This window comes from Microbacterium sp. B19(2022) (genome assembly GCF_012030385.1).
Lineage (GTDB): Bacteria > Actinomycetota > Actinomycetes > Actinomycetales > Microbacteriaceae > Microbacterium > Microbacterium oxydans_B.
In genome coordinates this window covers 78,482-92,204 of the sequence record NZ_JAAUVO010000001.1, presented here as the reverse complement: position 1 = coordinate 92,204, position 13,723 = coordinate 78,482, and the positions used below count along the sequence as shown (strand labels likewise).

At 70.2% G+C, this 13,723-nt stretch carries 15 protein-coding genes and 1 riboswitch; of the genes, 9 read left to right on the top strand and 6 right to left on the bottom strand.

Annotated elements, in window-relative coordinates; genetic code table 11:
• Positions 1-38: 38 nt before the first annotated feature.
• Positions 39-150: riboswitch (TPP riboswitch) on the top strand.
• The 3 genes from HCX50_RS00475 (at position 141) to HCX50_RS00465 (ending at position 3,030) form a co-directional block, all read left to right on the top strand.
• Positions 141-785 carry an ECF transporter S component gene (locus HCX50_RS00475; protein ID WP_091032280.1) on the top strand — a complete coding sequence of 215 codons (645 nt, stop codon included), beginning with the start codon at positions 141-143 and terminating at the stop codon, positions 783-785. (Overlaps the previous riboswitch by 10 nt.)
• A complete protein-coding gene (locus HCX50_RS00470; RefSeq protein ID WP_167632634.1) occupies positions 785-2,242 on the top strand; it encodes an ABC transporter ATP-binding protein in 1,458 nt (485 codons plus the stop codon). Before HCX50_RS00475 ends, HCX50_RS00470 begins: the two co-directional genes overlap by 1 nt.
• Positions 2,239-3,030: an energy-coupling factor transporter transmembrane component T family protein gene (locus HCX50_RS00465; RefSeq protein ID WP_167632633.1), complete on the top strand. Its 792-nt coding sequence runs from the start codon at positions 2,239-2,241 to the stop codon at positions 3,028-3,030. Before HCX50_RS00470 ends, HCX50_RS00465 begins: the two co-directional genes overlap by 4 nt.
• Positions 3,031-3,049: 19 nt before the next feature.
• Here HCX50_RS00465 and HCX50_RS00460 read toward each other — a convergent pair whose 3' ends face one another.
• Positions 3,050-3,784: an aminoglycoside 3'-phosphotransferase gene (locus HCX50_RS00460; RefSeq protein ID WP_167632632.1), complete on the bottom strand. Its 735-nt coding sequence runs from the start codon at positions 3,782-3,784 to the stop codon at positions 3,050-3,052.
• Between the two features lie 218 nt (positions 3,785-4,002).
• Here HCX50_RS00460 and HCX50_RS00455 point away from each other — a divergent pair, with 218 nt between their 5' ends.
• Positions 4,003-4,761 (top strand): SDR family NAD(P)-dependent oxidoreductase, encoded by a 759-nt coding sequence (locus HCX50_RS00455; RefSeq protein ID WP_091031587.1) that lies wholly within the window; start codon positions 4,003-4,005, stop codon positions 4,759-4,761.
• Positions 4,762-4,805: 44 nt separating this feature from the next.
• Entirely contained in the window at positions 4,806-5,636 is an 831-nt protein-coding gene (locus tag HCX50_RS00450) for an SDR family oxidoreductase (protein WP_167632631.1), read from the top strand.
• 16 nt (positions 5,637-5,652) lie between these two features.
• Here the strand turns inward: HCX50_RS00450 and HCX50_RS00445 are convergent, their stop codons facing one another.
• From HCX50_RS00445 to HCX50_RS00425, 5 genes are all read right to left on the bottom strand, one after another.
• Positions 5,653-6,414: a TSUP family transporter gene (locus HCX50_RS00445; protein ID WP_167632630.1), complete on the bottom strand. Its 762-nt coding sequence runs from the start codon at positions 6,412-6,414 to the stop codon at positions 5,653-5,655.
• Positions 6,411-7,106: an ankyrin repeat domain-containing protein gene (locus tag HCX50_RS00440; RefSeq protein ID WP_167632629.1), complete on the bottom strand. Its 696-nt coding sequence runs from the start codon at positions 7,104-7,106 to the stop codon at positions 6,411-6,413. Before HCX50_RS00440 ends, HCX50_RS00445 begins: the two co-directional genes overlap by 4 nt.
• 40 nt (positions 7,107-7,146) lie before the next feature.
• Positions 7,147-7,785, bottom strand: coding sequence for a bifunctional 4-hydroxy-2-oxoglutarate aldolase/2-dehydro-3-deoxy-phosphogluconate aldolase (locus HCX50_RS00435; RefSeq protein ID WP_167632628.1), 639 nt, complete (start codon positions 7,783-7,785; stop codon positions 7,147-7,149).
• A gap of 84 nt (positions 7,786-7,869) precedes the next feature.
• On the bottom strand, positions 7,870-8,427 hold the full coding sequence (locus tag HCX50_RS00430; RefSeq protein WP_237682261.1) for a ribosomal protein L7/L12: 558 nt from the start codon (positions 8,425-8,427) through the stop codon (positions 7,870-7,872).
• A gap of 47 nt (positions 8,428-8,474) precedes the next feature.
• Positions 8,475-9,236: a GntR family transcriptional regulator gene (locus HCX50_RS00425; RefSeq protein WP_167632627.1), complete on the bottom strand. Its 762-nt coding sequence runs from the start codon at positions 9,234-9,236 to the stop codon at positions 8,475-8,477.
• Between the two features lie 171 nt (positions 9,237-9,407).
• Between HCX50_RS00425 and HCX50_RS00420 the strand changes: the two genes are divergently transcribed.
• From HCX50_RS00420 to HCX50_RS00405, 4 genes are all read left to right on the top strand, one after another.
• A complete protein-coding gene (locus tag HCX50_RS00420; protein WP_308162119.1) occupies positions 9,408-10,109 on the top strand; it encodes an MgtC/SapB family protein in 702 nt (233 codons plus the stop codon).
• Positions 10,110-10,180: 71 nt separating this feature from the next.
• Positions 10,181-11,089: a TIM barrel protein gene (locus HCX50_RS00415; protein WP_167632625.1), complete on the top strand. Its 909-nt coding sequence runs from the start codon at positions 10,181-10,183 to the stop codon at positions 11,087-11,089.
• Entirely contained in the window at positions 11,086-12,249 is a 1,164-nt protein-coding gene (locus HCX50_RS00410) for a Gfo/Idh/MocA family protein (protein ID WP_167632624.1), read from the top strand. The genes HCX50_RS00415 and HCX50_RS00410 overlap by 4 nt, the downstream gene beginning before the upstream one ends.
• Before the next feature lie 62 nt (positions 12,250-12,311).
• Positions 12,312-13,721: an extracellular solute-binding protein gene (locus tag HCX50_RS00405; RefSeq protein ID WP_167632623.1), complete on the top strand. Its 1,410-nt coding sequence runs from the start codon at positions 12,312-12,314 to the stop codon at positions 13,719-13,721.
• Positions 13,722-13,723: the final 2 nt, after the last annotated feature.

Below are 13,723 nucleotides of genomic sequence, written 5' to 3'. Positions count from 1 at the left end.
CTCGTCGCGCACGGGGTGTCGTGAGCCGGTAGGCTCTTCAGCACAACCACGGGAGTCCGGCGAGCCGGGCTGAGAGGGAGCGAATCGCGCTTCGACCGTCGAACCTGATCTGGGTCATGCCAGCGCAGGGAGGAGTTCAGATGAGCACGTCCACGTCCACATCGGCGTCCACGAAGGCCCAGGCCTCGCCCCCGGCCAGGAGCTTCCTGCGCTGGCGCATCGTCGACATCGTCGTCGCCAGCGTCATCGGTGTCGCCGCCGGCCTGATCTTCCTCGCGTGGAACGTCGGCTACCTCGGCCCGAAGGCCCTGCTCGAGCCGCTGCTCCCCGGCGTGCAGGGGCTTCTCGACGGCCCGTGGCTCTTCGCCGGCGTCCTCGGCGGGCTGATCATCCGCAAGGCGGGCGCCGCGATCTACGTCGAGCTGCTCGCGGCGGTCGTCTCCGCCCTCATCGGCAACCAGTGGGGCGGATTCCTCACACTCGAGGCAGGACTCGTGCAGGGCCTCGGCGCCGAGCTGATCTTCCTCCTCTTCTTCTACCGCCGCTGGTCGCTGCCGGTCGCGATCCTCGCGGGTGCCGGTGCTGCCCTCGCGGGCGGGATCAACAACCTCGTGCTCTGGTACGCCGGCTCCGGCCCCGCCTTCACGACGATCTACCTGATCAGCACCGTCATCTCCGGTGCCGTCATCGCGGGTGCGCTGTCGTGGGTGCTGGCGCGAGGCATCGCCGCGACCGGAGCGCTCGACCGATTCGGCTCCGGGCGCGAGGCGCGCGTCCGCGTCTGATGGCGGCGGATCCCACCGTTCCCGCCGCCGTCGAGGCACGCGGCTGGGGGTGGCGACACGCGAGTCGCCTCGCCTGGGCGCTCAGCGACGTCTCGTTCCGCATCGACCCCGGTGAGCGTGTGCTGGTGCTCGGCGCGTCCGGCGCGGGCAAATCCACCCTGCTGCACGGACTCGCGGGCGTGCTCGGCGGCGAGGAAGAGGGCGAGAGCACGGGCGAACTGCTCGTCGACGGTGCTCCCGCCGTCGCCACCCGGGGGCGCGCCGGCCTCGTGTTGCAGGACCCGGACTCGCAGGTGATCCTGGCGCGAGCGGGCGACGACGTCGCCTTCGGCTGCGAGAACCTCGGCGTGCCGCGGGCGCAGATCTGGCCGCGGGTGGTGGCGGCGCTGGATGCCGTCGGCCTCGATGTGCCGCTGGACCACCCGACCAAGGCGCTCTCCGGCGGACAGAAGCAGCGGCTCGCGCTCGCCGGCATGCTCGCGATGCGTCCGGGGCTCGTGCTGCTCGACGAGCCGACCGCCAACCTCGACCCGGCCGGGGTCGTCGAGGTGCGCGACGCAGTGGAGCGGATGCTGCAGGCACAGCCCGCGACGCTGATCGTCGTCGAGCACCGCCTCGAGGTCTGGCTGCCGCTCATCACCCGCGTGATCGTGATCGGAGCCGGGGGAGTGATGGCCGACGGAGCACCCGGCGAGGTGCTCGGCGACCAGGGCGCACGGCTCGCGGCCGACGGGGTCTGGGTGCCGGGGCACGCTCCCGCCGCTCCGCCGCCCCCGCGCGGGATGCCGGGCGAGACGCTGCTTTCGGCGCGCGGCCTGGCCGTCGCCCGCGTCAAGGGACGCCCGGTCGCCACCGGTATCGACCTCGACGTGCACGCCGGCCAGGCGCTGGCGATCACCGGTCCGAACGGCGCAGGAAAGTCCACGCTCGGGCTCACTCTCGCGGGACTCCTTCCGCCGGCCGCGGGTGACCTGACGGCATCCGCCGTGCTCGCCGCCGGGGCTGACCCGTCGCCGATCCGCTGGGCGTCGCGCGACCTGCTGACCCGCATCGGCATGGTGTTCCAGGAGCCCGAGCACCAGTTGCTCGCCAAGACCGTGCGTGAGGAGCTCGCCGTCGGGCCGCGGGCGCTCGGCACGCCCGAAGACGAGATCACCGCGCGCAGCGACGAGCTGCTCGCGCGCCTGCGCCTGACGCACCTCGCCGCCGCCAATCCCTACACGCTGTCCGGCGGTGAGAAGCGCCGTCTCACGGTCGCTGCGGCGATCGCGACCCGGCCCCGCATACTCGTCCTCGACGAACCCACTTTCGGGCAGGACGCCCGCACCTGGGCGGAACTCGTCGCCATGCTCGCGGCGCTCCGCGACGAGGGGTCGGCGATCGTCACGATCACCCACGACCTCGATGTCGCGCGGGCGCTGCACGCCGAGAGATTCGAACTCGGAGGCGTGTCATGACCCTGCTCGACACGCAGGCGCGCACCGGAGCTCTCGCCGCCGTCAATCCGGTGGCCAAGCTCGGGGTCAGTGCGCTGATCGCGGTGCCGCTGATCCTGACGCTCGATCCGGTGTCGGCATCCGTGGCCCTCGTGCTGGAGTTCGTGCTGTTCCTGTTCGCCGGTATCGGCTGGCGCGAGTTCTGGATGCGCACCTGGCCGGTCTGGCTCGCCGCACCCCTGACCGGCCTGACCATCGCGCTCTACGGCGAGACGAGCGGCACTGTCTACGTCGACTGGTTCGTGCTGCGGATCAGTGAGGGATCGCTCGCGCTCGCGCTCGCCACGATGCTGCGGGTGCTCGCGATCGCGCTGCCCTCGGTCGTCCTGTTCATCACGGTCGACCCGACCGACCTCGCCGACGGCCTCGGCCAGATCCTGCGGCTCCCCGCCCGGTTCGTGCTCGGCGCGCTCGCCGGGTTGCGGATGGTGGGTCTCTTCCTCGACGACTGGCGTGCGCTCGAGCTCGCCCGCCGAGCGAGGGGCGTGGCCGATCGTGGCCGCATCCGCCGGTTCCTCGGAATGGCTTTCGCGCTGCTCGTGCTGTCGATCCGGCGTGGGGCGAAGCTCGCCACCGCCATGGAGGCGCGGGGCTTCGGCGCTCCGGGGCGGCGCACCTGGGCGCGTGAGTCGCGGTTCGGTTTGGCCGAGTGGATGCTGCTCGCCGTGGGAGCCGCGATCTCGGGCATCGCGATCGCGGCAGCCGTCGCCACCGGGGCGTGGAACTTCATCCTCGGCCCCGGCACCTGAGCGCGGTGTCAGCGCGGCGTCACGTCGCGTTCCAGAGATCTCGGTAGTAGGCGAGGCGCTCGCGGTCGGGCTCGACGCCGTAGGCCTCGATGAGCGCGTCCTCCCAGCCGGGGCCGTAGTTCCACTCGGTGCTCATGGCGGCGACGGCGATGTCGGCCCAGCGGTCAGCCACGCCGAGCATGGCCAGGTCGACGTGCGCGAGCCAACGACCGTCGTCGCCCACCAGAGTGTTCGGGCAGCAGGCATCGCCGTGGCAGACGACGAGGAGCTCGATCTCGGGTGCGGTTCGGAGCGCCTCCGGCATGACGATGCCGCGCTGTTCGGCGTTCTCGATGCGCGACGACACGCTCCATTCCCAGGGGCAGTCCGCGACGGGCAGGGCGTCGTGCATGGCGCGGAGTGCCTCGCCGACGGCACGCACGGCGGTCGCGGGTTCGGCGATCCACCGTGGGTCCACGGCGCTCAGCCCGTCGAGCCCGGCGGTGACCATCCACTCGTGCGTCTCGTCGGCGCCGCTGTCGAGCACGGTCGGCACCGTGATCCACTGCGAGGCCCACTGCATCCGCTCCGCCTCGTCGCGCAGCGTGGACTCGAGGTTCCGCGGTCCCCACTTGATGAAGAACGGTTCGCCCTGGCCGGTGGCGCGGAAGGTCAGCCCGCCGGCATTGTTCCGCCACACGCACTCGAGGTCCGCACCGCGGGCGAGGAGCCGGACGCGATCGGGCACGACGACGTCTTCGGTGGGGATGGTCATGCTCCCATCCTGCCGGAGGCTTCGGATGGGGGGACCGATCCGGCCGCAGGCTTCGGATGTCTGGACCGTTCTCGGTGGAGACGGTGTCGTAGGCTCGCTGTGAACGCAGCTCCTGCGGGCTGGCGCCACCCGTTTCGTGGTGGAACCAGGAACCACGTAGGCTGAGACCGCGTTCCAGCGAAGCGTGTCGCGCAACGACGTTCGAAGGAGAACCTCAGATGCAGATCAGCGGTCAGGGTGCACTCATCACCGGAGGGGCCTCCGGCCTCGGGCTCGCCACCGCACGCAGGCTCGTGGCGGCAGGAGCCCATGTCACGATCATCGACCTCCCCTCGTCGAAGGGCGCGGAGATCGCGGACGAGCTCGGCGGACTCTTTGTCGCCGCCGACGTCACGAGCGCCGACGAGGTGCAGGCGGCCGTCGCCGCCGCGCAGTCCGCGGCCCCCCTGCGCGTCGTCGTGAACTGCGCCGGTATCGCGCCGCCCGCCAAGGTGCTCGACCGCGAGGGGAATCCCGCGGTGCTCGCCGACTTCGAGCGCGTGATCCGCATCAACCTCGTCGGCACGTTCAATGTCATCTCGCAGGCATCCGCCGTGATCGCGAAGAACGAGCTGCACGACGAGGAGCGTGGCGTCATCGTCAACACCGCGAGCGTCGCGGCGTTCGACGGTCAGATCGGTCAGCCCGCCTACTCCGCGTCCAAGGGCGGCGTGCACGCGATGACCCTCCCCGTCGCACGCGAACTCGCGCGCCACGGCATCCGGGTGTGCACGATCGCCCCCGGCATCATGGAGACGCCGATGCTGATGGGTCTCCCGCAGGCCGCGCAGGACTCCCTCGGCCAGCAGGTTCCCTTCCCGTCGCGCCTCGGCCGCCCCGACGAGTACGCCGCCCTCGTGCAGCAGATCGTCGAGAACGGTTACCTCAACGGCGAGACCATCCGTCTCGACGGCGCCATCCGCATGGCCCCGAGATGACCGCAGCCCCCACTTCCCGTCGCGATCAGAACCCAGGAGAAACCATGTCCCTTGCCGGAAAGACCATCCTGATGTCGGGCGGCAGCCGCGGAATCGGACTCGCGATCGCGCTGCGGGCGGCCGCCGACGGCGCGAACATCGCGATGCTCGCGAAGACCGACACCCCGCATCCGAAGCTCGAAGGCACCATCCACACCGCCGCCGAGCAGATCAGGGCAGCCGGCGGCAACGCGCTCCCGATCGTCGGTGACGTGCGCGACGACGACGACATCACCGAAGCGGTCATGAAGACGCAGGGCGAGTTCGGCGGCATCGACATCGTCATCAACAACGCCAGCGTCATCGACCTCTCGCGCTCGCTCGACCTGGGCGCCAAGAAGTACGACCTGATGCAGGATGTGAACGTGCGCGGCACCTTCATGCTGTCGCGCGCGGCCGTGCCGATCCTGAAGGATGCCGAGAACCCGCACATCCTCTCCCTCTCGCCGCCGCTCAACCCGAGCCCGAAGTGGCTCGGCGCGCACACGGGGTACACGCTGGCGAAGTTCGGCATGACGCTGGCGACGCTCGGCCTCGCGGCGGAGTTCGCCCGCGACGGGATCGCCGCCAACACGCTGTGGCCCCGCACCACGATCGCGACGGCGGCCGTGCAGAACCTGCTCGGCGGCGACAAGGTCATGGCCGCGAGTCGCACGCCCGCGATCTATGCGGACGCCGCGTACGCCGTGCTGCTCAAGCCCGCCGCGTCGTACACGGGGCAGTCGCTCATCGTGGAAGACGTGCTCGAGGCCGACGGGGTGACCGACTTCTCGGGCTACGCCGCGATCCCCGGCACACCCGACAGCGCGCTGTTTCCGGACATCTTCCTCGACTGAGGGCGGGGCACGCCGCTCAGATCAGCAGGTACACCGCGCCGAGGATCGTCAGCACGATCACGATGCGGTCGAACACGCGCTGGTTCATGCGCCGCGCGACCCGGAGGCCGAGCAGCGCACCGATCACCACGAGCGGGGCGAGCACGGCATCCATCAGCAGCACCGGCGGGTGGAACAGTCCGAGGCCGGCGAGGAACGGCACCTTGATCACGTTGATGATGGCGAAGAACCACGCCGAGGTGCCGAGGAACACCTGCACCGGCGTGCGGGTGGCCAGGAAGTACATCGACATGACCGGTCCGCCCGCGTTGGCGACCATGGTCGTGAAACCACCGAGCGTGCCGTAGGCGCCCGCGAGCACGATGCCACCCGACGGCGGGGCCACTGTGTCGGCCTTCGCGTCGGCCTTGCTCTGCCGCCATCGGCGCCACAGGGTCACGGCGATCATCAGGAGCAGGATCACGCCGATGGCCCGGCGGACCACCCCGTCACCGGCGAGGGCGAGGAACGCGAACCCGACGAGGAGCCCCGCGATGACAGCGGGGGCGAGGCGCAGCAGCGTCGGCCAGTGGGCGTGCCGGCGGTAGGCGAACAGCGCGAACAGGTCGCCCACCATGAGCAGCAGCAGGGTCGCGGCCGTCGAGGTACGGGCGGGCAGCACCGCGGCGAACAGGGCGATGGCCAGGATGCTGCCGCCGGGCAGCGCGGTCTTCGAGATGCCGATCGTCACCGCGGCCACGGCGAGGGCGGCCCAGGCCCACGGGTCGAGGGCGATCACCGTTCGAGCTCGGCGACGATCGCGTCGTAGCCGCGGCTCCTCGCGAGGTCGACCGGCAGCACACCGTCGCCGTCGCGGATGCCGATGTCCGCCCCGCCGTCGATGAGCGCGCGCACGACCTCGACGTAGCGGGAGGAACCGTCGCCGAGCACGATCGCCTCGTGCAGCGCCGTCCAGTTCAGGTTGTTGACGTGGTTCGGGTCGACACCCGCCTCGAGCAGGATCTCGACCGTCGACAGCAGTCCGCGTTCGGAGGCCGGGATCAGGGCGGTGCCGCCGAAGCGGTTCGTGCTCGTCAGGTCGGCGCCGCTCTCGAGCGTCAGACGCAGGATCTCGTCGTGGCCGCGGGCCCCGGCGTACAGGTAGGCGGAGTCCTGGATGTCGTCCTTCGCGTTCACGTCGGCACCGGCCTCGATGAGCACCCGTGCCGCGTCGACCTGATCCGCCTTGGTCGCCGCGATCAGGGCGGTCATGCCGCCGTCGCCCCGGCCCTCGATCGCAGCTCCCGCATCGAGGGCCGCGCGCACGGCATCCGCATCTCCGTCTCCGGCGGCGATGAGCAGGTCCTGCGTGGCGTCGGACATGGAGACCTCCGGTGTCGGTGCGGACGGGGCGGGGTTCGCGGTGCAGGCCGTCGCGGTCAGCAGCACGGCGACGAGTGCGCTGAGGATGAGGGTCGGGCGCTCACGCATGCGTCTGGTATACCAAACGATGCTGAACGCCGTCGGTCGATCAGCTGCGAGTGGCGGCGAGTGCGGCCGTGAACCGGGCGGCGCGCTGCTCGATGTCGGCCCAATCGGATGCCGCGATCGATGCCCCGTTGGCCAGGTCGCCACCGGCGCCGACCGCGACCGCACCCGCCGCGAACCAGGCTGCGAGGTTGTCGGGGCTCACGCCGCCGGTCGGCATGAGCGGGGCGTCGGGGAACGGGCCCCGCAGTGCGCCGAGGTACGACGGGCCGCCCAGCGATGCCGGGAAGATCTTCACGACGTCGACGCCGAGTTCGAGCGCGCTCATGACCTCGGTGGGGGTCATGGCCCCGGTCATCACGACGCGATCGGTGTCGAGCATCGAGCGGGTCAGGTGAGGGAGCGTGCCGGGGCTGACGAGGAACTCCGCCCCCGCATCCGCGGCCGCCGCTGCCTGCGCGGCGGTCGTCACGGTCCCGGCGCCGATGTACGCGGCGTCGCCGTGGCGGGCGATGAGTTCGCGGATCACGGCCGGTGCGTCGGGCGTCGAGAAGGTCACCTCGATGCCGGTGACCCCGCCGCGGATGATCGCCTCGGAGGCCTCCAGGGCCAGCTCGGGGGACGAAGCGCGGAGCACGGCGAGGATGCCGGTGCTGCGGGCGCGGTCGAGACGGTCTGTCATGAGGCTCCTTGCGGTGGGGGACCCTCCCATTCTCCCTCGCCGGGGAGTCCGCTTCCGCGCGCCGCGGGTGCCGGTCCGTCGCGCTCAGCTGCGGTGCGGAACCCAGGCGTCGATCAGGAGCTTCGATTCCTTGAGCCCGAGGCCCGTCTGCTCCCGGAGCAGCTTGATCGCCCCGATCTGGGAATCGCGGGCGATGAGACCGTCGATCTCGGATGCCACGGATGCCGGCAGCGAGGCGCGCACGGTCGACGGCGTCAGTGCACTCGGGGTGATGGAGGAGTGCACGGCGCTGGCGTTCGACACGGCGGCGAGGTGCGGAGCGGTCGTGCTGGCCGACCAGTGCTCCACGCGATCCTTCGCCTCTTTCAGGCCCACGCCGGTGTGGTCGCGGTAGAGCTTGATGGCGTGGATCTTGTGCCCTGCTCCGACGAGCCGATCGATCTCGGCGACGACGTCGGGGGTGAGTCCGGAGGCGGGTGCCGACGCCGAGGAGGCGGGAGCGGAGCGCGGCGTCGCGGCCGTCGGCGTGAAGACCTGCGGTTCCGGCAGCTTCGGCCGCATCCCGCGCAGCGCGACCGTCAGGATCGCGACGACGACGATCAGGCCGACGACGATCCCGACGATCCACAGCACAGCATCCATGGGGTCAGTCTACGGAGACGCCATCCGCCGCCCCAGGGGCTTGCGGGCTACTTGGCGACGAGCGTGGTCTCGAAGCGGTAGAGGTCGGGACGGTAGCAGTGGTGTCCGAACTCGATCGCCGCGCCGGACTGGTCGAACGAGATGCGCTCCATCGTCAGCAACGGCCCGCCGGCTTCGATCTCCAGCAACTCGGGCTCGTCGGCCTCCGCCCGCCGGGCTCCGATCTTCTGCTTGGCGACGCGGATGGCCACGCCGCGCGCACGCAGCACCTGGTAGAGGCCGCGGGATTCGAGCTGCTCCGACGAGATGTTCGCGAACTCGCCCGGCAGGTAGTTCTCCAGCACGGCGACGGGGACGCCGTCGGTGCTGCGTCGTCGGCGCAGATGCAGCACCTCGGTGCCGGGGGCGAGGCCCAGCGCAGCCGCGACCTCGTCGGATGCCGCGATCACCTCGTGGGTGAGCACCTGTGTCCCCGGTTCGTGATGGGCGCTCTGCAGGTCTTCGAACAGGCTGGTGAGCTCGACCTGGCGCGTGACGGAGCCCTGCACGACCTGGGTGCCGATGCCACGGCGCCGTACGAGCAGGCCCTTGTCGACGAGCTCCTGGATGGCGCGCCTGATGGTGGGCCGGGACAGGCCGAGCTGCTCGGCGATCGAGATCTCGTTCTCGAGGCGGGCACCGGCGGGGATGGCGCCGGATTGGATCGCGCTCTGGAGGCGCGTCGACACCTGGAAGTAGAGCGGGACGGGTCCCGTGCGGTCGATGTCGGCGAACAGATCGTTCGGCCACGGAGTGACGAGATCGGCCATGGTGCTCCGCTTTCTGTGAGGGAGTCATATTGTAGCGACAATCATACGATCGCCCATGTCACCTCTCTTTCGGCGGATCCGGGCGGTGAGGCGCGCGGAGACATCCGTTCCGAGGGCGACCTGACCCGTGAAATGCATAAAGTGCTATTGTTCGGACATGATGGAGTTCTCGTGAGCATCGTGGGGGATCCGCACCTGCTCGTGGAGCTCGGACTCCTCGCTCTGGCGTTCGTCCTCTCGCTCGCCGTCGGGATCGAGAGATCGCGCAAGCTCAAGAGCGCCGGGCTGCGGACGCACGTCCTGGTGGGGATCGGCTCCGCGATCTTCACGCTGATCTCGGCGTACGGATTCGAGGGAGTGCTCGGCCCGGACGTGGCCGTCGATCCCTCTCGCATCGCGGCGCAGGTGGTCTCGGGCATCGGCTTCCTCGGGGCCGGGGTCATCTTCGTGCGCAACAACGCCGTCTCCGGGCTGACCTCCGCCGCGACCATCTGGGTCGTGGCGGCGATCGGCATGGCGTGCGGGGCCAACATGCCGCTGCTGGCGATCGCCGGCACGGGGCTGCATCTGCTGACGGTCGGCCCCCTGTCCCGCGTGCGCGACCGGTTGCGGCCCGAGCCGGAGCGGCTGCGGGTCACGCTGCAGTACGAGTCCGAGCGCGGTGCCATCCGCGAGGTGCTCGCCGCCGCCGAGCGCCGCGGTCTTCCCGCCACCCTCCTCGGAGCCGCACGGATCCACGGGGACTCCGACATGCGCGCGACGCTCGAGTTCGCGGAGGCTTCGCCCGAGATGCGGTCGGAGCTGATCGATGCGATCGCGCGGCTCGACGGGGTGCGATCGGTCGTGGTCCAGGGCTTCTCGGACGACGATTGATGCATATGTAATTACCTGCTAACATTTTCACCGGGCCTCGGGTCCGCCGTTCAATGGAGAAAGGAAATCGAGTGATCCGTATCGCGAATGCGCCGGTGAGCTACGGAGTCTTCGAGCTGGCTCGGCCGGATCTCGTCGCTCTCCCCGAAGGGGAGGAGCTCGCGCGCTGGATCAGCGAAGCCGGCTACCAGGGCATCGACCTCGGTCCGGTCGGCCTCCTCGGTCGCGGGACGGATCTCACGGATCGCCTGCAGAGGTACGGCCTCGAACTCGCCGGCGGCTGGATCGATCTGCCCTTCGCGGGCACCGATGACGAATTCGAGCGCGCGCTCGCCGACCTCGACGGCATCCTCGACGTCTTCGACGCCGCCGCCGAGACCGGTCCCGTCCTCGCCCCGCTCCCGACCCTCGCCGATTCCGGCAGCGCCGAGCGCAAGGCACGCCCCGGCGGCGCTCCCGAGCTCACCCTCCGCGGCGACGACTGGGCCCGGTTCGCCGATCGCGTGAACATCACCACCGCCCGGGTGCGCGACCGCGGCCTCGAGCCCACGTTCCACCACCACGCCTGCACCTACGTGGAGACGCCGGAAGAGGTCGACGCGCTGCTCGCGTCGACCGATGTCGGACTCACCTTCGACTCCGGTCACCTCCTCATCGGCGGAGGCGACCCGCTGCCCGACTACCGTCGCTGGCGCGACCGCATCAACCACCTGCACCTCAAGGATGCGCGTACGCAGATCCTGCGCGAGGCGCTGCAGACCGACGACCCGATGCGGTCGGTGTGGGAGAAGCGCGTCTTCGTGCCCCTGGGCGAAGGCGACCTCGCCGTCACCGAACTCGTCGACGAGATCATCGACAGCGGATACGACGGATGGCTGATCGTCGAGCAGGACGTGGTTCCCCGCTCCGCCGCCGAGGTCGAGCAGGCCAAGGCCGAGCAGATCGCCAACCGCGACACCCTCCGGAAGTGGTTCGCATGAGCGTCACGCGCGTCGCCGTCATCGGCCTGGGGGCGATCAGCCAGAGCGTCCACCTGCCGCTGCTGCGCAGGAACGCCGAGAGCTTCGAGATCGCCGCCCTCGTCGACCTCTCCGCCGAACGCACCGCCGACATGGCCGCCCGCTACGGGGTCGCCGACGACCGTCGGTTCTCCTCCGTCGACGACCTGATCGCCGCGAAGGACGAGGGTGCGCTCGCGATCGACGCCGCCATCCTCGCCACCACCGGCTCCCACGCCGGCGACACGCTGCGCCTCGTGCGGGCCGGCATCCGGGTGCTCGCCGAGAAGCCCCTCGCCTACTCGCTCGCCGAGCTCGATGCGCTCACCGCCCATGCCGCCGAGGCGGGGATCGACCTGCGCGACTGGGTGCGGGTCGGCTACATGAAGGAGTACGACCTCGCGTCGCGCCGTGCGAAGGAGCTGCTCGCCGACGTCGACCTGCGCGCGGTGAGCGTGCAGGTGATGCACCCGTTGGACGGTTCGCAGCTGGCGTACGCCCGCCTCGCGGCGCCCACCGGCGACGTCTCCCGCGAGACCCTCGCTCCGCTGATCGACGCGACGTCGGCGATCGTCGACTCGGCCGTCGGCTCCGACCTCCCCGTCGACCTGCGCACGCTCTACACGAACGTCGTGCTCGGCTCGATCGTGCACGACGTCGGGCTGCTGCGCATGCTCATCGGCGGTCTGGGCGAGGTGCAGTTCGCGCAGCACTGGGGGCCGAAGATGCCCGGGTCGGTCCACCTGCGCGGTGCGCTCGCCCGCGATGAGACGCCGTGGACCCTCGACTGGCACTACATCGACGCCTACCCCGACTACCAGGAGACCGTCACCTTCCACCACGAGACCGGCTCGATCGAGCTCGTCTTCGGGGTGCCGTATGTGACGAACCTCCCCACGATCCTCCGTGTGACCGAGAACCACCCGGAGCTGGGCATCCGCGTGAGCGAATCGCGCTGGATGCAGCAAGAGGCTTTCGAGAACGAGCTGTTCGCGCTGGCGGCACTGGTCCGCGGCGAGCGCCCCGACGGGGCGAGCGTCGAGGAGTCGATCGCCGATGTGCGCGTCGGGCAGCGGATGATCCGCGCGCTCGCGCTCTCGAAGGGCTTCGCACTCGACCCGAGCACCGAAGCCGCGCAGTAGTCACCCCCACCCGAGACCGAGCGGCATCCGCTCGGCGATCAGCGACACAGAAAGGTCCAGAAATGGTCACGAATGGAAAGCGCCGCCTTCTTGCGGCGTTCGCCCTCACCACTGTCGGTGCGGTCGTCCTCGCCGGCTGCTCCGGAGGATCAGAGCCGGAGGCCGAGGAGGAGACCGGACCGGTCACCCTCACCCTCACGACCAACTCCATCACCGGCGGCAAGAACGCCGCCGAGGCGGATTGGATCGCGGACTGGGTCATCCCCGAGTTCGAGAAGGCCATGAAGGCGGAGGACAAGGACGTCACCGTCGAGTTCCAGCCCCAGGGCGTCGATGACGAGGACTACAAGACCAAGATCGCCCTCGACCTGCAGTCGGGCAAGGGCGCCGACATCATCGGCATGGACGGCATCTGGGTCGGCGAGTTCGCCGAGGCCGGATACATCAAGCCGCTCGCCGATGTCGGCGGAGATGCGGTCGACGACTGGGACGGCTGGGCGCAGATCCCGGATGCCGTGCAGAACGCCCTCTCGTTCGACGGCGACCGCTACGGGGTGCCGCAGGGCGCCGACGGCCGCGTGCTCTACTACAACAAGGACCTCTTCGCGCAGGCGGGGCTCGACGAGGACTGGGCTCCCGAGAGCTGGGACGACATCCTCGATGCGTCGCGCGACCTCAAGAAGCTCGACGGCGTCACCCCGATCCAGCTCAACGCCGGCACGGCGATGGGCGAGGCGACCACCATGCAGGGGCTGCTGCCCATGCTGGTCGGCACCGGCGAGCAGGTGTACGAGGACGGCAAGTGGATCGGCGCCACCGACGGCATGGAGAAGGCGCTCGACCTCTACGAGACCATCTATGTCGACGAGGGCCTCGGCGACCCGGTCCTCCAGCAGGAGGCCTCGGGACGCGACACCTCGTTCCAGCTCTTCGCCGAGGGCAAGATCGGCATCCTGCTCGAGGGCGACTACTTCTGGCGCTCCGTGATCAACCCCGAGGAGGGCGTGGGAACCGCTCCCATGGCCGACCGTGACAGCGCCGTCGGCTACGCCAAGATCCCGGCGGTCGAGCCCGGCGAGGGCATCGACGGTCAGGACTTCGTCTCGATGTCCGGGGGAACCGGTCGTGTGCTCAACCCCAACTCGAAGCACGCCGAACTCGCGTGGGAGCTGCTCGCCTTCATGAACTCTCCCGAGGCGTACGAGGCGCGTGCCGCCGGCACCCTGGCCATCTCGCCCCGCAACGACGTGAACGAGAAGCTGCTCTCCTCCGACCCGATGCTCACCTTCGTCAGCGAAGAGGTGCTGCCGATCACGGCCTACCGTCCGGGACTCGCGGCCTACCCGCAGGTGTCGGTGCTGCTGCAGCAGGCCACGCTCGACGTCGCCACCGGAACCTCGGTCGACGATGCACTGAAGACCTACGTCCGTGGTCTCGAAGGCGTCGTGGGTCCGGACGCGATCTCCGAGTGACC